Origin of the sequence: Streptomyces sp. NPDC002032 (genome assembly GCF_042890765.1) — a bacterium.
In the GTDB taxonomy this organism is placed as follows: Bacteria; Actinomycetota; Actinomycetes; order Streptomycetales; family Streptomycetaceae; genus Streptomyces.
This window is the reverse complement of record NZ_JBIASM010000023.1, coordinates 1-22,490: the sequence shown is the minus strand read 5'-3', so window position 1 is coordinate 22,490 and position 22,490 is coordinate 1. Positions and strand designations below refer to the sequence as shown.

Genomic DNA, 22,490 nt, shown 5'->3' with positions numbered 1-22,490 from the left:
CACCCCCCGCCGGTCAGCGCCAGGTGGTGGTGTCCACGATCCGGCCGGACGCGAGGTCGATGCGGCCCTGGAAGTCGCCCGCGTTGCGCGTGACCATGATCAGAAGCGGTCGTCCGTGCCGGAGGAAAGCAGCGTAGAAGCCGTGCACGTCGGCGGGGTCGGGCAGCAGGTCGCACGGCGGACGCAGCCGGAACCGCTCCGTGCCGTCGGCCCGGTAGACCACCGCGTTGTCCGACGGGGTGAAGGGTGCGCCGTTGATCGCCTCCAGCACCAGCAGGAGCGACTCGTCGCGCTCCCGCCATGCCAGGACCGCCTGCGGTGGGAGCGCGTACCTCTTCTCGACGTTCCCGGCGGGGCCGCTCCACCGGACCGTGGTGGCGCCTTCGGTCCAGGTGAGCACGACGTGCGGATCTTCGGCTGTCACGGGGTCTGGGGCTCGTCTCGGGCGGTGCCGGCCATGAGTGGGAGGGCTTCGGCTCCGTGGGCGCGGATCTCGGCCAGCAACCGGGCGTTGGTGATGCCCTTGACGAGGTATCCGGCGACGCCGGCCGCGGCCATTTCGCTGCGCGGGCCCTGGTCTCCGTAGGCGGAGAAGGCCAGGATGCGCACGCCGGGGACGGCGCCGACGATCTGCTGGGCGGTGTACGGGCCGCCGCCGGGGAAGCGTACGTCGAGCACCACGACGTGCGGCAGCAGAGCGGTGGCGAGCCGGATCGCCTCGGCGGCGTCGGCCGCGCTGCCGACCAGGGCGAGGTCGTCCTGGGCGCGGACGACGTCCGCCAGCGCCGCGCGCAGCATGGCGTTGTCGTCGCAGATCAGTACGCGCAGGCGGCTCGGGGGTGGGGCGGGCGGGGTCACGACGGCTCCTGGAGGGCGGTCGTGGAGTCGCGGTGGCCGGCGGGTGGGCCCGGTAGCGGTTCATCGAGCACGCCGGGCGGCAGATCGGGTACCCAGAACTCGACGGTGGTGCCGGTGCCGGGTTCGCTGCGGAACGTCCACCAGCCGCCCGCGGTCTCGGCCCGTTCGCGCATCTCCATCAGCCCGAAGTGCTCGTGCAGCCGGTGGGCGAGGGCCGGCCGGCCGGTGCCGTCGTCGGTCACCCGGACCAGCAGGCCCTTGTCCTCGGTGGTGACGCTGATCCGTACGGAGCGTGCCCTGGCGTGCTTGTGCACGTTCAGCAGCGCTTCCTGCACGATGCGGAAGATGGTGATCGCGGTTTCCGGGGCCGGTTCCGTCCTCACGTCGTGGTGCAGGGACGGCTCCAGTCCCCAGTCCGCGCTGACCACGTCGTCGAGGTGCTGGGACAGCGCTTCGACCAGGCCGTGCCGGTCTATTCCGGGCGGCTGGAGCCGGAAGGTGAGGTTGCGCAGGCGGCCGACCGCCTCGCGTACGGAGGCGTCGAGCCGGGTGAGTTCGCGGGCGTAGGGCTCGTCGGACTGATCGGCGAGCAGCTGGAGCCGCATGCCGACGGCGACCATGGCCTGGATGGTGTCGTCGTGGACGTCCCAGGCGATGCGGCGGCGTTCCAGCTCTTGTGCCTGCACGAGGTGGGTGAAGAGGCGGCGGCGTTCGCTGAGCGCCTGCTCCGCGGCGCGGCGCTCGGTCATGTCCCGGGTGACCTTGCCGAAGCCGCGGAGTTCGCCCGTCTCGCCGAAGAGCGGGGTGATGACCACGTTGGCCCAGAAGCGGGAGCCGTCCTGCCGGATGCGCCAGCCTTCGTCCTCGAGGCGGCCGTCGGCGATGGCCGCCTTGAGCTCCAGGCCGGGCTTGTCGGCGGCGATGTCCTCGGGCGGATAGAAGACGGAGAAGTGCTTGCCGATGATGTCCGAGGCGCCGTAGCCCTTGATCCGCTCGGCGCCGGCGTTCCAGCTGGACACGTGGCCCGTGGGGTCGAGCATGAAGATGCCGTAGTCGAGGACGCTGGTGACGAGCAGGGTGAACGCCGTCTCGGTCGGGGCCAGGGGGCCGCTCCGGCCGGCGGGGTCCTTCGCGTCGGTCGCGGGCGCGGGCGCGGGTACGGGCGCGGTCACGGGAGGATGCCCTCCCGGCGGGCCACGATGACCGCCTCCAGTTGGGACCGGGCGCCGAGCTTCTCCAGCACCCGCTGGATGTGGTTCCTGGTGGTGTTGAGCGCGACGCCGAGCCGATGGCTGATCTCGGCGGCGCCCAGGCCGTCGCCGAGCAGGTGGAGGGTTTCGCGCTCGCGCGGGGTGAGCGCGGCGCCCGGGGCCGGGGTCCGGCCGGTCAGCCGGTCGAGGGCTCCGCTGAGCAGGCCCTTGCTGAAGGCCGGTTCACCCGCCGCGACGAGGCGTACGCCGTTCTGGAGTTCGGCCAGGTTGCCGGCCTTGAGGATGAGTCCCGAGCCGCCGGCTTCGGCGACCTGGGCCGCCACCGCCGGGCTCCCCTCGCCCGTCAGTACCAGGACCCGGGTGCCGGGGGCCGCGGCCTTGAGCGCGGCGATGGCGGGGATGCCGTCGCCGTCCGGCAGCCGCCGGTCGAGGACGACCACGGCGGGGCGCAGGCGGGCGGCTTCGGTGAGCGCGTGCTTGAGGGACAGGCTGCGGCCGACCACCTTCAGGTCGCCGGTGCGGTCCAGGGCGAGCCGGATCGCCTCGGCGACCATGTCGTGGTCCTCGACGAGCAGGATCGTGATGCGCCCGTCGGCGGTGCGCGGCACGGCGTCCGGGGTGGCCTGCGGTGTCGGAGGCATCAACGAACGGTCCTCGGTGGTAGACGCGGCAGGGTGTCGGCGAACACTTCGTCGACGCCGGTGAGGGCGAACAGCCGAGCCACCTGCGCGAGGGCGCCCTCCACGCGCAGCTCGGCCGCGATCCTATCCGCTGTGGCCTTGGCCTCCACCATCACGTTGAGGCCCGCGCAGTCGCAGAACCGCAGGTTCCACAGGTCGAGCACCACGCGGTCGGGCCGCAGTGCGAAACAGTCGGCGAGGGCGGTGCGCAACTGCGGGACGCCGTCCAGGTCCAGCGCGCCGACGAGCCGGAGGCAGGTCGCGCGCGCGTCTGCGTCGGGCGCGGTGATGTCGGGCGCGGTCATGACGTGGAATCCCGGGCCGGTCATGTCGCAGCCTCCCTCATGTGCAACCCCCAGCCTGGATGAACGACACCGGGCAAGACTAGTGAATCTGCACTAGATGAGAACCCGTTTCCCCGAACGGATCGCCGGGGCCGGGAGGGAGGATGACATCGTGCGTCCTGCCCGTGGGGCGGGGCGTCAGGGCAACGTGAGCCGGTGCACCAGGAGTTGCAGCCTGCGGTCGGCCTCCGGCGGGGGGAGGCGGCCGGCTCGGGTCAGGGTCGCCAGGCCGTGCAGGGCCGCCCAGAAGACCTCGGTGAACAGCTCCGGGGCGACCCCGTCGCCGGCGACGTCGCCGAGGTTCTCCAGCAGGGCGGCGAAGGCGTCCTTCAGGGGCTCGGGGGTGTCCTCCCGGGCGAACGCCAGGCCTCCGTCGAGCTGGAACATGGCGTCGTAGACCGCCGGGTTGCGCTCGGCGAAGCCGACGTAGGCGCGGGCGACGGCGGCGGCGCGGGCGCGCGGGCCGTCCGCGGCGGAGGCCGCGGCCCGCAGCTCGGCGGCCATCTCGGCGGCGCCTTCGAGGGCGACGGCGCCGATGATCTCGCGCTTGCCGCGGAAGTGGCTGTAGAGGACGGGCTGGCTGTACTCGATGCGCTCCGCGAGACGGCGGGTGGTGACCGCGTCCCAGCCCTGCTGCTCGGCGAGTTCGCGGGCCTTCGCCAAGATGAGGCGTTCGCGGCCCGCCCGTTCGCGCTCCTTGCGTTCCTGTACCGACATGATTCGATCCTAGCAGCGCTAGACAAACGAGCGGTAGCCGAGCTAGCGTTGCATCACCAGCTAGCACCGCTAGATCCCAGGAGGGGTCATCATGCTCAACGCACTCGAGGTAGTCACCACCGTGATCGTCGGCGTGATGGTGGGGGTCGAATTCTGCGTCGCCTTCTTCGTCAACCCGATCCTGAACGGCCTCCCCGGGGACAACGGCCTGCGCGGCCGCTCCCACGGGGCCCGGCTGCTGGGCGCCGTGATGCCGTTCTGGTACATCGGCTCGCTCGTCCTCGCCGCGATATGGGCCGTCGCCGGATGGCACCACCGGGGATCCGGCCTCGTCGTCACCGCCACCGCGCTGCTGATCGTGAGCGTGGTCATGTCGCTCCTGCTGCTCGTCCCGATCAACAACCGGGTCAAGACCTGGACCGCCGAAGGCCTGCCGGCCGACTGGAAGGAGCAGATGAACCGCTGGGACCGCTTCCACTACGTCCGCGTCGCCGTCATCGTCGCCGCCTTCGCCCTGCTGGTGACCGCCCTCGCCTGAACCCCCCCGTTCGTGGTGGCCAGTGCTGTGGCCGGAAGGGTTTGCCGGGTCACGGTGTCCGGTGCGGTGCACCGCAAGGCGGAGGACCGCGACTTGTACTGGACGTACTTGCGCGGTCCGACAACGCGGCGAGGTGCCGTGCCGGACGCCGTGACACGGTGAACCCTTCCGGCCACAGCACTAGCCCCACCGCACCCTGGGTAACCACTCGGCACGGCGACCCCCCACGCACCCGGCGCCGCACACCGCGAGGAGAGCCCATGACCGTGTCCGACCGCTACCGCACCTCCTGGGACGGCTACTGGGAGCAGAGCTCCGGCGAGCCGGGCGAGCCCTTCTGGGACGCGGACCCGGCCCTGACGGCCCGGCGCGACCTCGACCACCTCGCCCCGTATGCCGACCACTCGCTCCCGGTCGCCGACCTCGGGTGCGGCAACGGCACCCAGACCCGCTTCCTCGCCACCCGCTTCGCGCGCGCCGTGGGCGTCGACCTCTCCGCCGCCGCCGTCGCTCACGCCCGCCGCGCCGACCCGGCCGGGGCGGCCGCGTACGAGCAGCTCAACCTCGCGGACCCGGTCCAGGCCGGCGCCCTGCACGAGCGCCTCGGCGACACCAACGTGTACATGCGGGCCGTTCTGCACCAGAGCGACCCCGAGGACCGCCCCGCGGTGGCCGCCGCCGTGGCGCGGCTGGTCGGCGCACACGGCCGCGCCCTGGTCCTGGAGCCGACCGGCGAGGCCAAGGACGTCATCGCCGCCATCGCGACGCAGCCCGGCGGCCCCTCCCCCAAACTGCGCCGCGTCAAGGAACACGACCTGCGCCCCGGGGAAGTCGCCGAGGGCGAGGTGGCGGGCCTGCTGCGGGCGGCCGGCCTCACCGTCCTCGACGAGGGCACGACCGCCCTCGCCATGAGCGAGACCCGCCCCGACGGCTCCCCGGTGGAGCTCCCGGCCCGCTGGTTCGTCGCCGGCCGGCTCTGAGCGGCCGCCGGGTGGCGGGGGCCGCGTACGGCCGAGGGCTCCCGGCGCACCGCCGGCTCCGGCATGGGCGCCGGTACTCAACGTGAGGTGAGTACGTCTCCTCTGGCCGGGGGCCGGCGTGCCCGGGAGGCTGGGGCCATGCGCCAGAAGCGACGGACACCCGCCCTGATCCTCCCCGCCCTGCTCTCGGCCCTCGTAGCGGTGGCGGCCTGGGCGGCCTGGCTCGGCTGGGACCAGCACCGTGACGTGCACCCCGACGGCTCGGTCACCGGCCCCTACGCGGCCTGGCAGGTGATCGGGCTGGTCCTGACCCTGGTGGCGGCGGCGGCCTGGGCCGGCTCCCGGCGGCACGTCGCGAGCGCGGTGCTGGGCACCGCCACCGGGCTGACGGCCGCGGCCTACGTCGACTGGTCGGACGACGCCAGCGGCCTCTTCGTCATCGGCGTGGGCATGATCGGATGCGCAAGCCTCGTCGGGAGCTGGGCCGTTGCCTCCCTCGCCAGTTCCGTCACCCGGGACGCGGGAGAGCGCGGGCCGCGCTAGTGCCGCGTCAGGCAACGTTCGCCCCGTCGCGGCGTCCGGCACGCCCTCTCGCCGCACCGGCCGAAAGCCCGAGTACGTCCAGTACGAGCGCTTTCGGCCGGCACGCCGAGAGCACGCACCGGACGCCGCTCCTTGACGGGCAAACGTTGCCTGACGCGGCACTAGGGGGTGTCACTGCGTCCGTGTCTCATACGGACGTCCCGCGCTGGCACAAAACACTCTCCCAAAGACAGGTATGGAGCTGGCAAAATGCTGGGCACGGTCCGCTAGGACCGTGCAGTCGGGCGCCCCGGCCCCACCCCGCAGGACCGCGCCGGAGCCCCGCTCCCCCGACCCGACCACACCGCGCCCCGGCACCCCGCCATGACGGGCGCAGGAGGCAGGCCATCATGACGTCACCCATCGACCACCCGCCCGCCTTCGCGGCGCACCATGCCGTCGATCCCCGGCACGCCGTCGCGCAGTTGGCGGCCTTACGGGGCCACCCCCGCGACGCGGGCCGGCCCGCGGTCGGGCCGCTGTGAACCGCTCCGGGCCCGGCGCCGGCCCCGGACCCGAAGCCGTGTCGGCCACGCGCTCCCACCTGCGCTCGTCGTTCGGGGAGCTGCGCCGGCCCGGTGTGCTGCGCCAGGACGTGCTCGCCTCGCTGGTCGTCTTCCTCGTCGCGCTGCCCCTGTGCGTCGGAGTCGCCGTCGCGTCCGGAGTGCCCGCCGAACTGGGCCTGCTCACGGGCATCGTGGGCGGGCTGGTGGTGGGGTTCCTGCCCGGCAGCACGCTCCAGGTCAGCGGTCCGGCGGCCGGGCTGACCGTGCTGGTCTTCGAGGCCGTCCAGGAGTTCGGGCTCGGCCTGCTGGGGGCGATCGTGCTCCTGACGGGCGTGCTCCAGATCCTGCTCGGACTGCTGCGCTGCGGGCGCTGGTTCCGCGCCATCTCCGTCTCCGTCGTGCAGGGCATGCTGGCGGGGATCGGGCTGGTCCTGATCTTCGGCCAGCTCTACACCATGGCCGCTGCCCGGCAACCGCGCTCCGGCCCGGACAAGATCCTCGGCCTGCCGGGGCTGGCCGTCGACGTCGTCGCCGGTCCCGGCGCCGCGACCGCCGCGGCCCTGGGGCTCGGCACCATCGCGGTGCTCGTCCTGTGGCCCAGGATGCCCGCGTCCGTACGGGTGGTGCCCGCGCCGCTCGCCGCCGTGGCGCTGGCCACGCTCGTGTCGGTCGTCTTCCGCCTGGACGTGGCGCCCGTGACGGTACGGGGACTGCTGGACGGCATCCAGCCGCCCGGCCCGGGCGAGCTGGCGGAACTGGGCGGGCTCGCCGTCCTCGGCACGGTCGTCGCCTTCACCCTCATCGCGTCCGCCGAATCCCTCTTCAGCGCGGCCGCCGTGGACCGGATGCACACCGGGCCGCGTACGCACTACGACAAGGAACTGGTGGCACAGGGCGTCGGCAACAGCCTGTGCGGCCTGCTCGGCGCACTGCCCATGACCGCCGTGATCGTCCGCAGCTCGGCCAACGTGCGCGCGGGGGCGCGCACTTCGCTCTCCCGCATCCTGCACGGCGTCTGGCTGGCGCTGTTCGCGGTGCTGCTGCCGGCCGCCATCGGCGTCATCCCGCTGGCCGCCCTGGCGGGCGTGCTGGTGCACGCGGGCTGCAAGCTGGTGCCGGTCAAGGAGATCGCTCCCCTGGTGCGCCGCGACCGGGGCGAGGCGCTGATCCTGGTCGTGACGGCCGTCGCGGTCGTGGTGACGAACCTGTTCGAGGGGGTCGTCCTGGGGCTGGTCCTCGCGGTGGCCAAGTGCGCCTGGGACACCTCGCACGTCCAGATCGACCTGCGCGAACTCGCCGACGGGCGCCTGGTGCTGACCCTGGCGGGCCATGCCACCTTCCTGCGGCTGCCCCGCACGCTGGAGACGCTGGAGGCGCTGCCGAAGGACCGTCCCGTCGAGCTGGACCTGCGCGGTGTGCACCACCTCGACGTCGCCTGCCAGACGGCGCTGGAGGGCTGGGCGCTGCGGCACCATGCGGCCGGCGGCGGACCGGTGCGCCTGGTCACCGGTGACACCGGGCCGGATATGCCGTTCGGGGACGGCCTCGCGACGCTGGGCGCAATCGATTCCCCTTCGAGGAATTCTCATTCCCGCGGTGCCAGCATCATCGCGCCAGGCGCCACTCGGGACGAAGGGACAAGAAAATGACCAAGTCGGGACGCAGGCTCGGAATCGCCACCGTGGTGGGTGCGGTCATGGCCGCGATGATCACCGTCTCGGGACCCACCGGGGCCGTCGCCCAGGACCAGGGCCGGCGGGGCTGGGACCACTTCGGGCACGGCGTGCCGTGGGAGGAGTCCTACGGGTACTCGCAGGGCATCAGAGCGGGCGACACGATCTACATCTCCGGCCAGCTGTCCCACGACGCGGCGGGGAACCTGGTCGGCGTCGGTGACTTCGAGAAGCAGGTCCGCACCTCCTTCGACAACCTGGACAAGGTCCTCGCCCACTACCGCATCCCCCGCAGCCAGATCATCAGCATGAAGATCTACACGAAGGACCTCCGCAAGAACTTCGACACCGCCGCCCGGCTCCACAAGGAGTACGTCGGCAACCACCGCACCACCGACACCATCCTCGGCGTCACCGACCTCGCCTTCCCCGACCAGCTCGTGGAAATCGAAGCCGTCGCGCTGACCTCGCCCCGCTCCTGACCCGAGGGGTCGCGGGACCACGCGCCGGCCCGGCCCCTCAGGGGGGCGGGCCGGCGTCGGGACCGCCCGGTCAGGCGGTACAGCGGATCATGGTCAGCGGCCGGTTCCCGTTGTAGTCCGCCCAGTACTCCTCGCCGAACTTCTCCACTCCGGCATCCGAGACGTCGAGCCGGACCCATTCGATCCCGGTGAATCCGGCCGCCGTCAGGGTCTTCTCGTACGTCTCCTTCGACGGCGTGACGGAGTCGAAGGAGACCGGCGGATCCAGCAGGGCGGTGAGCCTGGTTCCCCGGCCGATCTCGTCGTCCTTGCCGGTCGACTCGCACAGGAAGCCGTACTTCTCCAGCGACGGACCGCCGAAGTCGTAGGCCGGGTCCATCCCGAACAGGTAGAACGCGCCGCCCGGGACGAGGCTGCGCCGGATGTTGTGCATCATCCGCTCGATCTCGGCGACGTCGCTCGCGTAGTTGAACGCCTGCACCGCCACGGCGACGTCGAACGGCTGGTCGAAGGCCCGCAGGGTGGCCGTGTCCCCGACCGCGTACTCGATGCCGAGCGGCTCGGCCTCTTCGAGCTGGTGGGCCACATCGATCATCGCGCCGGAAATGTCGAATCCGTAGACGTAGGACGCGCCGCGGCGCTTGAGCTCGCGGCTGTAGAAGCCGGTGCCGCAGGCGATGTCGAGCACGGACTTGCCGGTGACGTCGCCGACCAGGGCGAGGAAGCCCGGTACCTCGGCGTAGCGGATGATGGGCAGGGTCTTGAAGCCTTCGAAGGCTTCGCCGATACCGTCGTACAACTGACCACTCATCGTGGTGGTTCCCCTCGATTTGTGGCGTCGGCTCACAGGACGAGCCGCGGCCCTCAGCGGGAAGTCTGCTCCGTCGCGCGCAGGACTCCGCACTGGTGGAACGCACGAAGCTGCTGGTGGCATCGCAAAGGTGCGTACGAACGAAGGCGTCTCCCCCGGATCCGCGAGGTTCGCTCCCACGGGTGCGGCGGGAGCGGGGACCGGTGATCGCCGGTGCGCGGCCGGGCGTCCGCGGTCTTCCGGTTGCCGCGTGGTGATCAATGCGCGTCGCCGGTCGCGGGCCGTGGCGGCCTTCCCCTTCGGGGCGGCCGGGTTGCGGGACCCCGGGCACGTCCGCTGCGGGGGCGCGGCGAGCGAGGCCGCCGCCGCGCCGAGCGGGGAGCGGGATGTGACTCCCGTCACTTCCGGCCGTCAGGGGCGGCGCAGACGGGGAGCCAGCACCGCCATCACCGCCATCAGCGCCGGCAGCACCAGCATCGCCCAGCGCAGGGTCGTCGCCTCCGCCAGCGCGCCGATGACCGGAGGTCCCGCGAGGAAGCCGACGTAACCCACCGCCGAGACGGCGGCGATGGAGGTGCCGGTGCGATCGGGGCGCAGGGCGGCCGCGTGGGCGAAGACGAGGGGGATGACGGCGGCCATGCCCAGGCCCAGCAGGGTGTAGCCGACGAACCCCGCCGCCGTCGTGGCGTCGATGATCGGGATGAGGGCTCCGGCGCCGGCCACCACGGCGCACAGGCCCGTGAAGCGGGCCGTTCCGAGACGGGCGCGCATCCGGTCGGCGCTCAGGCGGCCGATGACCATGCCCGCGGAGAAGACGGCGTACCCCAGGCCCGCCGCGCCCGCCGAGGCGCCGGTCTCCTCCTTCAGGTACACCGCGCCCCAGTCGTTGACCACCCCCTCCCCCATGAGCGCGCAGAACGCCACGAGGCCGGGGATCCACAGGCCCGGACCCGGCAGGGCCAGCAGGGGGCCCGTCCGGGAAGGGCCCTCGGCCGGCGGGGGCTCGGGGGCCAGGCCCGTGGCCGCCACCCCCGCCACCACCAGCAGGACGAGGGCGGCCACCGTGAAGTGCGCCGCGATCCCGATCCCGGCGGCGGCCGCCAGGCCCCCGGCCGCCGCTCCGGTGATGCCGCCGAGGCTGAACATGGCGTGGAAGCCGCCGAGGACGGGGCGGCCGTAAGCGCGCTCGACCAGGACGCCCTGCGTGTTCATCGCGACGTCGACGGCCGTGTTGCCGCACGCGAACACGGCCAGGGCCGCCGTCAGTACGGCCAGGTTGGGGACGTGGGGCAGGATCGCGAGGGCGCCCAGATAGGCGGCCATGCCGGTGCACAGGACCGTACGGCTGCCGTACCTGGCCACCAGCCCGCCCACGAGGGGCAGTCCGACGAAGGCGCCGCCGCTCAGGCCGACGAGGGCCACGGCCAGTTCCCCGGCGGACAGGTCCAGCCGGCTCTGGACGGCGGGTACCCGGGCCGCCCAGGTGGCGAAGGCGGCTCCGGTGACGAAGAAGATCGCGCAGACGGCCAGCCGCATCGTCCGTGGCCGTCGGCTGCGGTCACGGGCGGCCGGGGCCGCGCGTCCCTCGACGGTGTCGGGCTCGGGCTCGTTGCGCATCTACGTCCGTCCCCTTGTCGTTCGTCCCCGGGTGGTGCCGCCCGGGTGGTGCCCGGCCCGCCCGCGTGCCCCGGCGGCGGGGCGGGGCGGGCCGGCCGTCCGTCATCGCGCCGATTCGGCCGTCCGCCGGGTCAGGGCGATCAGCGCCTCCCGCTCCTCGACGAGGACCTTGTGCAGGACCTCGGCGTAGCGGTGCATCGTCCGTTCGTCGTTGGGCGGGCCGAAGGAGCTGAAGCTCTGCCCCAGCACCAGCCGGCGCAGGCAGGTCTCCTCGCTGACGGGGTACTGCGCCGGATCGTAGTGGTGGCCGGGGCGGGCGTGCCCGCAGCTCCACGGGCAGCCGCGGCCGTAGCCGCGCAGTTCCCGGAACAGGGTCTGCCCGGGTACCGGCTGTGGCTGCCAGCGCATGATGTGCAGGCCTTCGGCGTTGACCGCGCGGGCGAGCGCGTCACGGAAGGCGGCGACGGGAAGGCCGTCGAGTCCGAGGTCCTCGGGCATGACGAGCAGCGTATAGAAGAAGTAGACGTGCGTGCGGTCCTCCGGCACGAACGGCGCGCGGATGCCGGGGATGCCCGCGAGGGCCCGGGTGAGCGCCGCGCCGTTGGCCTGCCGGGCCAGGGACATCTGGGGCAGTCGGGTGAGCTGGGAGCGGGCGAACGCGGCGGCGAGGACGTCGATGCGGTAGTTCCAGCCCATGATGCGGGCGTTGTAGTCGCGGCTCTGGCCGGGCAGTTCCTCGCCGAACATCAGCACCCGCCGGGCCAGCCGGTGCTGCTCCTCGTCACGGGTGGCGAACAGCCCGCCCTCGCCGAGGGCGGAGAGGGTCTTGGACCCGTTGAGGCTGGCACCGCTCAGTGTGCCGAGCGATCCGACGGGGCGGCCCCGGTACGCGGCGCCGTGGGCTTGGGAGGCGTCTTCGATCAGGACGAGGCCGTGCCGGTCCGCGATCGTGCGCAGGGCTTCGTAGTCGGCGGGCAGGCCGTTGAGGTCCACGGAGACGATGGCGCGGGTGCGGTCGGTGATCCGTTCCTCGATCCGGGCCGGGTCGATGTTGAAGGTCGCGGGGTCGGTGTCCACGAACACCGGGATCGCGTTGGCCTGGAGCACGCAGGAGGCCGAGGCCAGGAAGGTGTCGGCCGGCACCAGTACCTCGTCGCCCGGCTCCACGCCGGCGGCCGCGATCGCCATGTGCAGCGCGGCCGTGCCGGAGTTGGCGGCGAGGACGTAGGGCATGCCGGTGAACTCGCTCCAGGCGGCCTCCAGCTCCCGCACCGTACGCATCGGCCAGTGCCAGGGGGTCGCCTCGTCCAGCGCGTCGAGCACGGCCTTGCGGTCGGCGTCGACGATGTGCGGCCAGGGGGCCACCTCGTTCTCGGCGAGCAGCGGGGAGCCTCCGTCGATGGCTAGCACGTCGCGGCCTCCTCGCCGGCTCCGACGGCGGCGGTGAGCGTCAGCTTCCGGCGGGCGGGGGCCTCACGGCGGAAGACGGCCTTGGCGGAGGGGGTTTCGGGGAAGGGGCCGAGCAGGTCGGCCAGGCCGGAGAGGCCCTCGGCCAGGCTGACCCGCGGCACGAAGCCGAGGGCGCGCAGGCGGGTGACGTCGGCGAGGAGGGTGAAGCTGTCCGCGAGGCTGGAGGAGTCGGCGTCCAGCAGCGCCGGGCGGCCGGTCGCCGTCCCGACCGCGTCGGCCAGCTCGCGCATCGAGATGGCGGTGCCGGTGCCGAGGTTGTAGATCTCGCCGTCGGCGCCGCGCTCGGCCAGGGTCATCAGGGCGCGGCAGAGGTCCTCGACGTGGATGAAGTCGCGGCGTTTGCGGTCGATGTCGCCGACCACCGGGATCGGCCGCTCGTTGAGGTGCCAGCGCAGGAACTGCGAGACCTCCCCGCCCGCCCGGCGCGGGTCCTCGCCGGGGCCGTAGACGACGAAGGACCGGCCGATGACGACCGACAGTCCGGCGGCCGCGTGCAGACTGCGCAGGGTCAGTTCGCCGGAGAGCTTGGAGGCGCCGTAGGGCAGGAAGGGGCCCGTGGGATGGTCCTCGCGGATCGGGCTGTGGCGCGGGGTGCCGTAGACGATGGCGGAGGAGAGGTAGACGAGGCGGCGTACGCCCAGCTCCAGGCAGGCGTTGCCGACGTTGCAGGTCCCGAGGGCGTTGACGTGGAAGTCGTGGCGGGGATGGGCGACCGACTCGGTGCCGCTGGCGTTCCCGGCCAGGTGGAACACGGCGTCTGCGTTCTGCAGCGCCAATAAGGTCTCCCCGTAGTCGCGCAGGTCGGCGCGGACGTAGGAGACGCCGGGCAGGGCCGCCAGTTCGGGCGGGAGAGGGGCGTGGTCGACGACGGTGACCTTCTGCGAGAGAAGGCTGAGGGCCGTGACGAGATGCCGGCCGACGAAGCCGGCTCCGCCGGTGACGGCCACTTCGTCGTAGTGCGCTTCGGGCATGTCGGGGCCGTGGTGCACGGTCACTCCATTCGGGATTCGAGGCGGGGGAAGGGGCGGGCGCGGGCGGAAAACGGCCGGTGGTCACCCGCGGCGCACATGCCGGCCGCCGCGCACATGCCGGTGCGCGGCGGCCGGCATGTGCGCGGGTGCCGTCCACCCCGGGCCCGGACCTCGGCGCCGCCTGCGCACCTGATCGGTTGCGACTCGACATCGGTTGCGGTTCAACCAGTTCAACACGGCTCCCGCGGCTCGGCGCAAGGGGCGCCGGGAAACTGGCCGAGACTGCCTCCCGCCCGTCCGCGCGGCGGTGCGGGGAGCGGAGCTGCCCGGATCCCGCGATGATCGAGCGCGGACGGAGACGCTCCGACGAACCGGAAGCGGGAGGGGCGCCCGCCTGCCGCACGGCCCGGATGGCCGGTTCGGCGGGCTTGACTTTCCGTCCACGGCGGGATCTTTCCGCCCGAAGGCCGCGGAGGCGGACGAGCCGGGTGCACCGGGCCGTGACCGGGTCACCACGTGTTCGCCGGATGTTCGCCGCGGCCCCCGCCCGACGCCCTCGGGCTGCCCGGCGCCAGGCGGCGGGCGGCGGGCGGCGGCACGGCGTCGGACGCCGGCGGAGCGCCCGGCTCGTTACGGCTCCCGGTGCGTTCCGGGGCGTTCGCGCCAGAACGCCGGCGACGCGGCCCGGCGCAGCAGCATGAGCACCACTCCCGCGCCGGCCAGGAAGAGGGCGATGACCAGGGGTGCGCCCAGTCCGAACCAGGCGGTCGCGGCGGCGGAGTTCCGCGGGTCGGCCATGTCGATGACGGACTCGACGAGGAGCCAGATCAGCAGGGCCGCGCCGGTCAGCGGGCCCGCGCCGAGCAGCAGGAAGGGGCGCGGGCCCCGCAGCAGTTCGTGCCGGTACCAGACGGCGCAGGCGATGCCGGTGAGGGCGTAGTAGAAGGCGATGAGCAGCGACAGGGCGGTGAGGGAGTCGGCGAGGGCGTTCTCGCTGATCCGGTGGATGACGACGTACCAGACCGTCGCGGTGCCGGCGACCCACCAGGTGCTCGTGCCGGGTGTGCCGCGGCGGGCGTCGATGTGGGCGAAGCGGGCGGGCAGCGCGCGGCGCCGGGCCATGGACAGGGCGGTGCGGGAGGCGGGGATGATGGTGGTCTGCGTCGAGGCGAGCGCCGAGGTGCTGACGGCGAGGAGCAGGATCCAGTCCCAGCCGCCGAGGACCTCGTGGGCGAGGGCGGCGAAGACCTCCTCTTCCGTGTCCGCCTGTCCGGTGAGGTAGGCGGTGCCGGCGTAGGCGACGACGGCGAAGGCCACGGCGAGGTAGGTCGCGAGGAGGACGACGGTCGACCAGATGCCGGCCCGGCCGGGCGCGTTGGCGGAGTCCTTGGTCTCCTCGGTCAGGTTGAGGGCGGATTCCCAGCCCCAGTACGCGAACACGCCGAGCAGCAGCCCGCCGGTGAGGGCCGGTCCGCCCGCGCCGAAGGGGTCGAGCCAGCCGGCGGCGGGGCGGACGGCGTCCAGGCTTCCGGTGCCGGCGTAGACCCGGTACACGGCGACGGCCGCGAACACGACGAGGCAGACGACCTGGAGCAGGATCAGCACGTTCTGGAAGCGGACCGAGGCCTCGGTGCCCCGGACGCAGAGCCAGGACATGAGCAGGATCAGCAGGACGGTGAGGGCCTCGCGGACCAGCGTGTTCCCGGCCAGGCCGTCGGCGCCGAGGGCGAGCAGTCCGAAGTTCACGGCCACGTCGGCGAGCGAGCCGACGACGAGCACCCCGGTCATGGCGATGGCCCAGCCGCCCAGCCATCCGGTGGTGGGGCCGAGGGCGCGGGTGGCCCAGGAGAAGGTCGTGCCGCAGTCCGGGTCGGACCGGTTGAGGAAGTGGAAGGCGGAGGCGATCAGCAGCATCGGCACGAAGGAGGCGAGCATGACGCCGGGGGCGTGGACGCCGACCAGGGCGACGAGGGGGCCGATGACGGCGGCCAGCGAGTAGGCGGGCGAGGTGGCGTTGAGGCCGATGGCGAGGGCGCCGAGGAAGCCGATCGCGTCCGCCGTGAGTTCGCCGGCCGGGGCGTCCGCAGCCGGTGCGGCCGTAGCCGGTGCGGTGCTCGGGGCCGGCGCCGTCGCGATGGCGGTGCCGGTGGCAGGGGCGGTTCGGGGGGCCGTCTCCGGCGGGGTGTCTGCGGCCATCGTCCCTCGCTGTGCTGAGTGCGGTGTGCGGCTGCGCCGGTGCCGGGCGCGGTGTGAACAGGGCGTGAACTGCGAAGAGGAAACCCGGGCGGGCGGGTGGGGGTCAATGGTGTTGGCATAAGGGCCGGCGCCGGGCCCGGCCGGGGCGCGGCCGGACCGGCGCCCCGGCGAGGGGAACGGCGAGGGGGCCGGCCGAGGGTGCCCGGCGACGGGGCCGGGTTCAGCGGGCGCGCAGCGCCTGGAGCCGGGCTTCCGCGCTCGCGAGGAGCATGTCCAGCGCGACCGGGTAGGCGCTGTGGTTCATCCGGGCGGCGAGCAGCCGTCCGGTGGCGGCGATGTGCGGGTACGCGTCCGCCGGCAGCCGGGCGTAGGTGGACTCCCACTGCTGTTCGTCGGAGATCCGGGAGGCCTCGGTGAGGGCGAGGGCGCCGGCGTCGAGGGCGGCGAAGGCCAGGCTCTGGTCGATGAAGGCGTGGTAGATCAGGACCGCCTCCGGGTCCGGGAACCCGGCGGTGCGCAGGACGCCGAGGATGGCCTCGTCGGCGGCGATCTCGCGGGGTCGGCCGGTGACGCGGCTCGCGGTCAGTACGGCGGCCTGGGGGTGCGCGAGGTAGGCGCCGTGGATGCGCAGGCCGAGTTCGCGCAGGTCGGGGCGCCAGTCCCCGGTGGCCGACCAGCCGTCGAGGGCCCGTCCGATGAGTTCCTCGCCGATGGCGAGGGTGAGGCCGTCCATCCCGTCGAAGTACCGGTAGAGGGTGCTGGGGTCCGCGCCGAGGGCGGCGCCGAGACGGCGGGCGGAGAGCCCGGCGGTGCCGTGTTCGCGCAGCATCCGCAGGGCGGTGTCGACGATCAGCCGCTCGGACAGGACGACGCCCTGCCGGGTGGGGCGCCGCCGTCTGCGGGCCTCCTCGGGAACCACTTGCTTCGCCATCGGATGCCTTCCGCTCTTATGCCAACACCATTGACCTTATCTTGCGGGCCCGGCTTTCATCCCTGCCATGGGGCGCGGACCTCCGCGGACCTCACCTAGAGAGGGATTCGTCATGCGTGTTCTGCTTGTGGGCGCCGGTGGCGTCGGTACCGCGATCACCCGGATCGCGGCCCGCCGGGACTTCTTCGACCACTTCGTGGTCGCCGACTACGACCTGGCCCGCGCCGAGGCCGCCGTCGCCGCGCTCGGCAAGGGCGAGGACCGCTTCACCGCACGCCGGGTCGACGCCTCCGATGAGGCGGCGGTGTCCGCGCTGCTGACCGAGGAGCGCTGCGACGTCCTGCTGAACGCCACCGATCCCCGGTTCGTGATGCCGCTGTTCGAGGCGGCCCTCGCCGCGGACAGCCACTACCTGGACATGGCGATGTCGCTGTCCCGGCCGCACCCCGGCCTGCCGTACGCCCAGTGCGGGGTCAAGCTGGGCGACGAGCAGTTCGCGCGCGCCGAGGCGTGGGAGAAGTCGGGGCGGCTGGCGCTGGTGGGGATGGGCGTGGAGCCGGGCCTGTCGGACGTGTTCGCCCGCTACGCGGCGGACGAGCTGTTCGACGAGATCGAGGAGATCGGCATCCGTGACGGGGCGAACCTGACCGTCGAGGGTTACGAGTTCGCCCCGTCGTTCAACATCTGGACGACGATCGAGGAGTGCCTGAACCCGCCCGTCGTCTACGAGCGCGACCGCGGGTGGTTCACCACGGAGCCGTTCAGCGAGCCGGAGGTGTTCGACTTCCCGGAGGGCATCGGGCCGGTCGAGTGCGTCAACGTCGAGCATGAAGAGGTGCTGCTGGTCCCCCGGTGGGTGGACGCGCGGCGGGTCACCTTCAAGTACGGGCTGGGCGAGGACTTCATCGGCAAGCTGAAGACCCTGCACGCGCTGGGCCTGGACTCGACCGAGCCGGTCACGGTCCGCGGGGCGGACGGCTCCCCGGTACGGGTCTCCCCGCGCGACGTGGTCGCCGCGTGCCTGCCCGACCCGGCCACGCTGGGCGGGATCATGTCCGGCAAGACGTGCGCGGGCACCTGGGTGAAGGGCACCAAGGACGGCCGGCCGCGCGAGGTGTACCTGTACCACGTGGTGGACAACCAGTGGTCGATGCGGGAGTACGGCTCCCAGGCCGTCGTCTGGCAGACCGCGGTCAACCCGGTGGTGGCCCTGGAGCTCATGGCCGGCGGGGTGTGGGCGCAGGCCGGCGTGCTCGGGCCGGAGGCCTTCGCGCCGGGTCCGTTCCTGGACCTGCTGACGGCGTACGGCTCCCCGTGGGGCGTCCGGGAGCAGGGCTGACCGGTCGTCACGGCACCCGGACCGGCTGCACGCTGGTCCGTCAGGAATCCGCCAATCCCGGCTCAGTCGCCCCACATTGACCGAACGTGTCAGTAACCTCACGGAAACGACACGAAGTCATACAGAAAGCGATCATGAGCCGAACCATAACGAAAGCCGCCAAGCTCCTCACCGCTCCGGCCGCCGCCCTGGCCTTGTTAGCGCCCGTCGTCGCGGCGGCCGGCCCCGCGAGCGCCGCGGCGACCGCCGCGGCGACGGACGCCTACACCTTCACCAATCCGGACGGCACCCTCAACGCGACGGGCAACGGCGACGGCAACCAGATCTCCGTCACCCCCGACGGCACCAACTACACGAACTGGCGGCTGATCAAGCTCAGCGCCCCCGGCACCTTCAACCTCGCCAGCACCTCCTCCGGGAAGTGCGTGTACGCCTCCCAGCCCGCGGTACAGCAGTCCTGCGGCAAGGACGGCGAGCAGTGGCACTTCCGCCCGGTCGACGGCAAGCCCAACACCTTCGGCATCGTCCGCCGCGACGAGGGCAGCGGCACCGAGTACTGCATGGACAACCGGGGCGGCCTGCACCTGTGGGGCATCCTCGCCCAGCCCAACCCCTGCAACGGCGGCGCGAGCCAGGAATGGACGGTTCCCGCGTCGAAGGCCGCCGAGGCCAAGGGCCTCGCCCTCGACTACTACGCGGACCTGTGCGCGAGGAAGACGTCCACGTGTTCGTGGACCGAGAAGTCCGAAGGGCAGCCCGAAGTGCTGCCCCGTCAGCCCGCCTCGTCGGTCTGGTTCAACGACACCAACGGCACCATGAAGCAGGTCTTCACCACGATCTACCACTCCGGCTGGGCGCAGTCCTACTCCGCCGGCGTCTCGACCTCCGTCGGCGTCACCACCCCGGTCCAGGCGATGATCGCCAACCAGCTCAGCGCGACGCAGACCTACCAGTCCGACGAGACCACCGTGAACGGCATCGCGATCGACGTCCCGGCCAAGAACTACGGATGGGTCGACTTCGCCGCCGTCGGCAAGAAGGTCACCGGCACGTGGACCTTCAATACGGACAACCAGCCGTGGACCACGGACGCGACCGTTACCGTTCCCGTCATCAACTCGGCCGCCGGCTCCACGATGTACGTCGCCCACACCGGCGCCGAAGCGCCCGGCAGCGGCGCGGGCGGCTCCGACGTCAAGCCGGCCGTTCTCGCGAGGACCGCGACGGGCGCCATGGACGTGCCCGCGGGCGCCACGCTGACCGCCCGCGACGGCGGTGTCCGCGTCAGCGACGCGGGCGGCGCCACCATCGCGACCGTCCAGCCCGGCAGTGTCACGGACACCGCCGGCACGACCCACGAGGTCACGCTCGCGGTGACCGGCAATACCGTGACCCAGACCATCGAAGGCGTCACCGGGGACACCGTCACCGGCACGATCACGCCCCCGACCTTCTCCCTGGGCACCGGCTCCGCCGCCGCGGCGAAGCAGACGGCGGCGATCACGGCGGCGATGTCGGCGTCCGTGGGCTCCCTCACCGTCGCCGGTGCCCCGAGCAGCGACGAGCACGACAAGTGCATGGCCATGAAGATCGGCGGCAGCATCGTCTACGGCGGCGCCTGGGGCGCTCTGTCGGGCCCCGAAGGCGTCGCCATCGGCATGCTCACCGGCGCGTTCAAGGGCATCGCCAAGGGCGTCGTCGAATGTCGCGGCCGCTGACCGGGCTGCTGACCAGGGGGCCGGTCGGATCCGCACGGATCTGATCAGATCACCATCGGTGCCTCCGACCAGCGGCGGACCCGGTACGGGGCCCACCACAGGCGGTCGCCGAAGCGCAGGACGAGGGTCTCGCCCATGAGGTCGTCCAGGACCTGCCCTGGGATCGCGTCGGCGCGCGCGCCGTCGGTGAGCACCTCGATGGCCTCGTGGTACTCGGCCTCGTCGATGGTGAAGCGGCGCAGCTCGCCGTAGCGCCGGTCGCGCACCTGGATGAACCCGGGGCCGTGCCGGAAGACGCATTTGCAGATGTAGTACGTGGTGCGCCACTCCAGCGCCGTCGCGGCCGGATCGGCCGTGCCGAGGACGGCGGTCGGCGGGTGGAGGTGTCCGTAGTGGCGCCAGGCGTCGGGATCCGGGCCGGTGTGCAGCTGCCAGCCGACCGAGACGGCCATGCTGGTCAGGGCGCCGACGAAGCTCAGCGCCCGTACCGTCCAGGCCGCGTCGGCGGTGTCCGTCACGTCGACGGGGCGGGGCAGGGTGACGTGCCGGGCCCCGGCGGCGAACAGCCTGCGGGCCGCTTCGCCGCCGGGGAGGTCGATCTCGTAGCGGCCCAGGGACATGCCGGGGAGCGCGCTCACCTCGGGGTCGTAGTCCCGCGCGGCGGTCACGGTGAAGGGTGTGGTGCCGGTGAGTGCTGGAGCCATCGTCGTCCCTCGCTGTGGCGGTGTTCGGGCGGTGTCCGGGCGGTGGCCGGGGGCACCGCCCGGGGGCGGTGGCCGGGCGCGCGTCAGGCGGTCGTCGCGGCCAGTTCGGCGTCGCGGGCCGACGTGTGCCGCATGAAGTCGATCCGCAGGAACTCCTCGTTGCGCGCGGGCGGCGCGATCTGTACGAACTGCCCGCTGTCCTCGAAGACCACCCCGAGCGCCCGCCACCGCGTCAGCACCTCCCGCAGGGCGTCCTCGCCCACCGGGTGCTCCCCGTGCAGTTTGCGGGCGGCCGCCTTCACCGTGTGCGGCTGGTCCAGCAGCCGGAACAGGGCCAGTTCGAAGGGGTCGGTCAGTTCCAGGTGCGTCCAGTCGAAGGCCCTGCGCCTGCTGACCAGGACGATCCGGTCCTCCAGGTCGCAATGGGTGAGCCGGCTCCCGGCGTAGTTCCGCTTCCAGTGCGCGATCGCCTCGTCCAGCCGGGCGACGACGTCCTCGCCGATCCCGCGCGGCGGCACGTCGAAGACGTACGCGAGGTCGAACATCTCGGCCTCGGGGAGGTCGTAGGTGAGCCGGTACGGCTCGGCGGGGCGCAGGGCGGCGAAGCCGAGACCGGGGTTGTTGAAGTACGGGCTGAACCGCTCGATGGCGATCCGGGAGGACTGGCCCACGGGCGGGTTGAGGTGCTCCAGCGCGGCCAGCTGGGCCACCACGTCGTCGTAGTCCTCGGCGTCCTCGCCGGGGAAGCCGTGCAGGTAGTTCCAGGCGACCGAGAGGCCCACGGTGGCGGCGTCCCGGAGCATGCGGACGTTCTGGCCGCCGGTCACCCCCTTGTCCATCAGGGTCAGCACCCGGCTGTTGAGGCTCTCGATGCCCGGCTGGACGAAGATCAGGCCCGCGTCGGCGAGGGTCTGGAGCTGCTTTTGGCGCATGTTGGACTTGATCTCGATGTGCATGCGCAGGTCGAACCCGCTGTCGATGATGCGCGGGAGCACGGTGTTCACGTAGCCCATGTCCAGGATGTTGTCGACGACGTACATGTCCAGGACCCGGTGCCTGCGGGCCAGTTCGATGACCTCGTCGTAGAACACGTCCGGGCTCTTGCTGCGGAACTGCATGAACGAGCCGTTCAGTCCGCAGAAGGTGCAGTGGTGTTTCTCGCCCCACCAGCAGCCCCGTGCGCCCTCGACCACCAGCTTGGGCTCGACCCAGTTCCGTGCGTGCGAGGAGGCGAGCCGCTCGAAGTAGCCGGCGTAGTCCGGCGGCAGGATGGCGGCGGGCGGCAGCGGCCTGGTGCTCATGGCGTTGACGACGGACGCGCCGTCCGCGCCGCGCCAGCACAGACCGGGTACCCCGGACAGCGGCTTCCCGGTGTCCAGGGCGCCGAGCAGGGCGGGGAACGACTCCTCTCCCTCGCCGCGCAGGACGTAGTCGACGAAGGGGAAGTTGCGGTGGACGGCCTCGCCCTGCTTGCCGTCGCAGTTGGCGCCGCCCATGGCCGTGACGATGTGCGGGGCGAGGCGCTTGACGTACTTGGCGGCCGCCAGGGCGGCCGTGTTCTGCTGGAACGTCGAGGTGAAACCGACCACGTCCGGAGCGAGTTCGACGATGCGCCCGGCGATGTGGCGGACGAAGTCGGGCGCCGATGCGTGCAGCGCCTGCGTCATGTCCATCCGGGACCCGCGGACCCGGCTGCCCATCGCTTCGGTGAACTCGGGAACCCGCCATGCGGGGTCTTCGTAAAGGGCCGAGGAGAACACCCAGTCGCCGCATCCCAGGAAATAGGATCCGAGCGCGTAGTACGAATAGTCCTCCAGCGTGAATTCCGTGTTCTCGGTGATCCAGTCCACGTATTCGAGATTGGCGTGGAGAACGTCCGCCGTTCCGTTCGGAACGCGCTCGTCGACACTGCGCTTGAGAATTCCGAGAGCCAGCGACGGAAGGTCGATCGGGGCCCACGGCATGTTCACCAGGAGTACGCGCACGGCTGGCCTCTTCTCATGTGATCAGGGCACGGAACGGGTCTTCGCAGCGGGTACGGGCCGGGGGCGGGGGGGGGGCCCCGGGGGGCCCCCCCCCCCGCGGGGCGCGCGCCCCCCCGCCCCCCCCCCCCGCGGGGGGGGCGTGTTTTGTGGCCGCCCGCCCCGGGCGGGGGGGCGCGA

At 72.6% G+C, this 22,490-nt stretch carries 22 protein-coding genes; 8 read left to right on the top strand and 14 right to left on the bottom strand.

Annotation, left to right across the window (positions count from 1 at the left end; genetic code table 11):
- Positions 1-13: 13 nt before the first annotated feature.
- The 6 genes from ACFYYT_RS33140 to ACFYYT_RS33115 all read right to left on the bottom strand — a co-directional run bounded on the left by ACFYYT_RS33140 (position 14) and on the right by ACFYYT_RS33115 (position 3,810).
- Entirely contained in the window at positions 14-424 is a 411-nt protein-coding gene (locus ACFYYT_RS33140) for a hypothetical protein (RefSeq protein ID WP_351821319.1), read from the bottom strand.
- Positions 421-858: a response regulator transcription factor gene (locus ACFYYT_RS33135; protein WP_351821321.1), complete on the bottom strand. Its 438-nt coding sequence runs from the start codon at positions 856-858 to the stop codon at positions 421-423. The genes ACFYYT_RS33140 and ACFYYT_RS33135 overlap by 4 nt, the downstream gene beginning before the upstream one ends.
- Positions 855-2,030 (bottom strand): PAS domain-containing sensor histidine kinase, encoded by a 1,176-nt coding sequence (locus tag ACFYYT_RS33130; protein WP_351821324.1) that lies wholly within the window; start codon positions 2,028-2,030, stop codon positions 855-857. Before ACFYYT_RS33130 ends, ACFYYT_RS33135 begins: the two co-directional genes overlap by 4 nt.
- Entirely contained in the window at positions 2,027-2,710 is a 684-nt protein-coding gene (locus ACFYYT_RS33125; protein WP_351821327.1) for a response regulator transcription factor, read from the bottom strand. Before ACFYYT_RS33125 ends, ACFYYT_RS33130 begins: the two co-directional genes overlap by 4 nt.
- Positions 2,710-3,078, bottom strand: coding sequence for an STAS domain-containing protein (locus ACFYYT_RS33120; protein WP_351821329.1), 369 nt, complete (start codon positions 3,076-3,078; stop codon positions 2,710-2,712). The genes ACFYYT_RS33125 and ACFYYT_RS33120 overlap by 1 nt, the downstream gene beginning before the upstream one ends.
- 153 nt (positions 3,079-3,231) lie before the next feature.
- Complete coding sequence (locus tag ACFYYT_RS33115; protein WP_351821332.1) at positions 3,232-3,810, bottom strand: TetR/AcrR family transcriptional regulator; 579 nt, start codon at positions 3,808-3,810, stop codon at positions 3,232-3,234.
- Positions 3,811-3,901: 91 nt separating this feature from the next.
- Here ACFYYT_RS33115 and ACFYYT_RS33110 point away from each other — a divergent pair, with 91 nt between their 5' ends.
- The 6 genes from ACFYYT_RS33110 to ACFYYT_RS33085 all read left to right on the top strand — a co-directional run bounded on the left by ACFYYT_RS33110 (position 3,902) and on the right by ACFYYT_RS33085 (position 8,571).
- Positions 3,902-4,348, top strand: a complete 447-nt coding sequence (locus tag ACFYYT_RS33110; protein ID WP_351821335.1) for a DUF1772 domain-containing protein — start codon at positions 3,902-3,904, stop codon at positions 4,346-4,348.
- A 260-nt stretch (positions 4,349-4,608) separates the two neighbouring features.
- Positions 4,609-5,328, top strand: a complete 720-nt coding sequence (locus ACFYYT_RS33105) for a class I SAM-dependent methyltransferase (protein WP_351821338.1) — start codon at positions 4,609-4,611, stop codon at positions 5,326-5,328.
- A 138-nt stretch (positions 5,329-5,466) separates the two neighbouring features.
- On the top strand, positions 5,467-5,871 hold the full coding sequence (locus ACFYYT_RS33100; RefSeq protein WP_351821341.1) for a hypothetical protein: 405 nt from the start codon (positions 5,467-5,469) through the stop codon (positions 5,869-5,871).
- 389 nt (positions 5,872-6,260) lie between these two features.
- A complete protein-coding gene (locus ACFYYT_RS33095; RefSeq protein ID WP_351821344.1) occupies positions 6,261-6,395 on the top strand; it encodes a hypothetical protein in 135 nt (44 codons plus the stop codon).
- Between the two features lie 38 nt (positions 6,396-6,433).
- Positions 6,434-8,065, top strand: a complete 1,632-nt coding sequence (locus ACFYYT_RS33090) for a SulP family inorganic anion transporter (protein WP_388610310.1) — start codon at positions 6,434-6,436, stop codon at positions 8,063-8,065.
- The gene (locus tag ACFYYT_RS33085; protein WP_351821347.1) at positions 8,062-8,571 is read left to right on the top strand and encodes a RidA family protein; all 510 of its coding nucleotides are present in this window, start codon (positions 8,062-8,064) and stop codon (positions 8,569-8,571) included. Before ACFYYT_RS33090 ends, ACFYYT_RS33085 begins: the two co-directional genes overlap by 4 nt.
- 70 nt (positions 8,572-8,641) lie before the next feature.
- Here ACFYYT_RS33085 and ACFYYT_RS33080 read toward each other — a convergent pair whose 3' ends face one another.
- From ACFYYT_RS33080 to ACFYYT_RS33055, 6 genes are all read right to left on the bottom strand, one after another.
- On the bottom strand, positions 8,642-9,382 hold the full coding sequence (locus ACFYYT_RS33080) for a class I SAM-dependent methyltransferase (protein ID WP_351821350.1): 741 nt from the start codon (positions 9,380-9,382) through the stop codon (positions 8,642-8,644).
- Positions 9,383-9,793: 411 nt separating this feature from the next.
- Positions 9,794-10,999, bottom strand: coding sequence for an MFS transporter (locus ACFYYT_RS33075; RefSeq protein WP_351821352.1), 1,206 nt, complete (start codon positions 10,997-10,999; stop codon positions 9,794-9,796).
- Between the two features lie 102 nt (positions 11,000-11,101).
- Complete coding sequence (locus ACFYYT_RS33070; RefSeq protein ID WP_351821355.1) at positions 11,102-12,409, bottom strand: DegT/DnrJ/EryC1/StrS family aminotransferase; 1,308 nt, start codon at positions 12,407-12,409, stop codon at positions 11,102-11,104.
- Positions 12,403-13,458, bottom strand: a complete 1,056-nt coding sequence (locus ACFYYT_RS33065; RefSeq protein ID WP_351821358.1) for an NAD-dependent epimerase/dehydratase family protein — start codon at positions 13,456-13,458, stop codon at positions 12,403-12,405. Before ACFYYT_RS33065 ends, ACFYYT_RS33070 begins: the two co-directional genes overlap by 7 nt.
- A gap of 612 nt (positions 13,459-14,070) precedes the next feature.
- Positions 14,071-15,636, bottom strand: a complete 1,566-nt coding sequence (locus ACFYYT_RS33060; protein WP_351831084.1) for an APC family permease — start codon at positions 15,634-15,636, stop codon at positions 14,071-14,073.
- 220 nt (positions 15,637-15,856) lie between these two features.
- Entirely contained in the window at positions 15,857-16,567 is a 711-nt protein-coding gene (locus tag ACFYYT_RS33055; RefSeq protein ID WP_351831082.1) for a TetR/AcrR family transcriptional regulator, read from the bottom strand.
- Positions 16,568-16,679: 112 nt separating this feature from the next.
- On the opposite strand from ACFYYT_RS33055, the gene ACFYYT_RS33050 reads away from it, so the two are divergent.
- Positions 16,680-17,906 (top strand): saccharopine dehydrogenase C-terminal domain-containing protein, encoded by a 1,227-nt coding sequence (locus tag ACFYYT_RS33050; protein ID WP_351831080.1) that lies wholly within the window; start codon positions 16,680-16,682, stop codon positions 17,904-17,906.
- Positions 17,907-18,040: 134 nt separating this feature from the next.
- Positions 18,041-19,624 carry a hypothetical protein gene (locus ACFYYT_RS33045; RefSeq protein ID WP_351831078.1) on the top strand — a complete coding sequence of 528 codons (1,584 nt, stop codon included), beginning with the start codon at positions 18,041-18,043 and terminating at the stop codon, positions 19,622-19,624.
- Between the two features lie 44 nt (positions 19,625-19,668).
- Here ACFYYT_RS33045 and ACFYYT_RS33040 read toward each other — a convergent pair whose 3' ends face one another.
- Together ACFYYT_RS33040 and ACFYYT_RS33035 are read right to left on the bottom strand one after the other, a co-directional pair.
- Positions 19,669-20,328 carry a DUF5825 family protein gene (locus tag ACFYYT_RS33040; RefSeq protein WP_351831076.1) on the bottom strand — a complete coding sequence of 220 codons (660 nt, stop codon included), beginning with the start codon at positions 20,326-20,328 and terminating at the stop codon, positions 19,669-19,671.
- Between the two features lie 83 nt (positions 20,329-20,411).
- The gene (locus ACFYYT_RS33035) at positions 20,412-22,313 is read right to left on the bottom strand and encodes a RiPP maturation radical SAM C-methyltransferase (RefSeq protein WP_351831073.1); all 1,902 of its coding nucleotides are present in this window, start codon (positions 22,311-22,313) and stop codon (positions 20,412-20,414) included.
- Positions 22,314-22,490 lie beyond the last annotated feature (177 nt).

What these genes read in the sequence shown, in the direction of transcription:
- ACFYYT_RS33085 (WP_351821347.1), top strand. Translation starts at nt 8,062, where the DNA reads ATGACCAAGTCGGGACGCAGGCTCGGAATCGCCACCGTGGTGGGTGCG.
- ACFYYT_RS33110 (WP_351821335.1), top strand. Translation starts at nt 3,902, where the DNA reads ATGCTCAACGCACTCGAGGTAGTCACCACCGTGATCGTCGGCGTGATG.
- ACFYYT_RS33050 (WP_351831080.1), top strand. Translation starts at nt 16,680, where the DNA reads ATGCGTGTTCTGCTTGTGGGCGCCGGTGGCGTCGGTACCGCGATCACC.
- ACFYYT_RS33095 (WP_351821344.1), top strand. Translation starts at nt 6,261, where the DNA reads ATGACGTCACCCATCGACCACCCGCCCGCCTTCGCGGCGCACCATGCC.
- ACFYYT_RS33040 (WP_351831076.1), bottom strand. Translation starts at nt 20,328, where the DNA reads ATGGCTCCAGCACTCACCGGCACCACACCCTTCACCGTGACCGCCGCG.
- ACFYYT_RS33100 (WP_351821341.1), top strand. Translation starts at nt 5,467, where the DNA reads ATGCGCCAGAAGCGACGGACACCCGCCCTGATCCTCCCCGCCCTGCTC.
- ACFYYT_RS33080 (WP_351821350.1), bottom strand. Translation starts at nt 9,382, where the DNA reads ATGAGTGGTCAGTTGTACGACGGTATCGGCGAAGCCTTCGAAGGCTTC.
- ACFYYT_RS33125 (WP_351821327.1), bottom strand. Translation starts at nt 2,710, where the DNA reads ATGCCTCCGACACCGCAGGCCACCCCGGACGCCGTGCCGCGCACCGCC.
- ACFYYT_RS33055 (WP_351831082.1), bottom strand. Translation starts at nt 16,567, where the DNA reads ATGGCGAAGCAAGTGGTTCCCGAGGAGGCCCGCAGACGGCGGCGCCCC.
- ACFYYT_RS33105 (WP_351821338.1), top strand. Translation starts at nt 4,609, where the DNA reads ATGACCGTGTCCGACCGCTACCGCACCTCCTGGGACGGCTACTGGGAG.
- ACFYYT_RS33075 (WP_351821352.1), bottom strand. Translation starts at nt 10,999, where the DNA reads ATGCGCAACGAGCCCGAGCCCGACACCGTCGAGGGACGCGCGGCCCCG.
- ACFYYT_RS33115 (WP_351821332.1), bottom strand. Translation starts at nt 3,810, where the DNA reads ATGTCGGTACAGGAACGCAAGGAGCGCGAACGGGCGGGCCGCGAACGC.
- ACFYYT_RS33060 (WP_351831084.1), bottom strand. Translation starts at nt 15,636, where the DNA reads ATGGCCGCAGACACCCCGCCGGAGACGGCCCCCCGAACCGCCCCTGCC.
- ACFYYT_RS33120 (WP_351821329.1), bottom strand. Translation starts at nt 3,078, where the DNA reads ATGACCGGCCCGGGATTCCACGTCATGACCGCGCCCGACATCACCGCG.
- ACFYYT_RS33045 (WP_351831078.1), top strand. Translation starts at nt 18,041, where the DNA reads ATGAGCCGAACCATAACGAAAGCCGCCAAGCTCCTCACCGCTCCGGCC.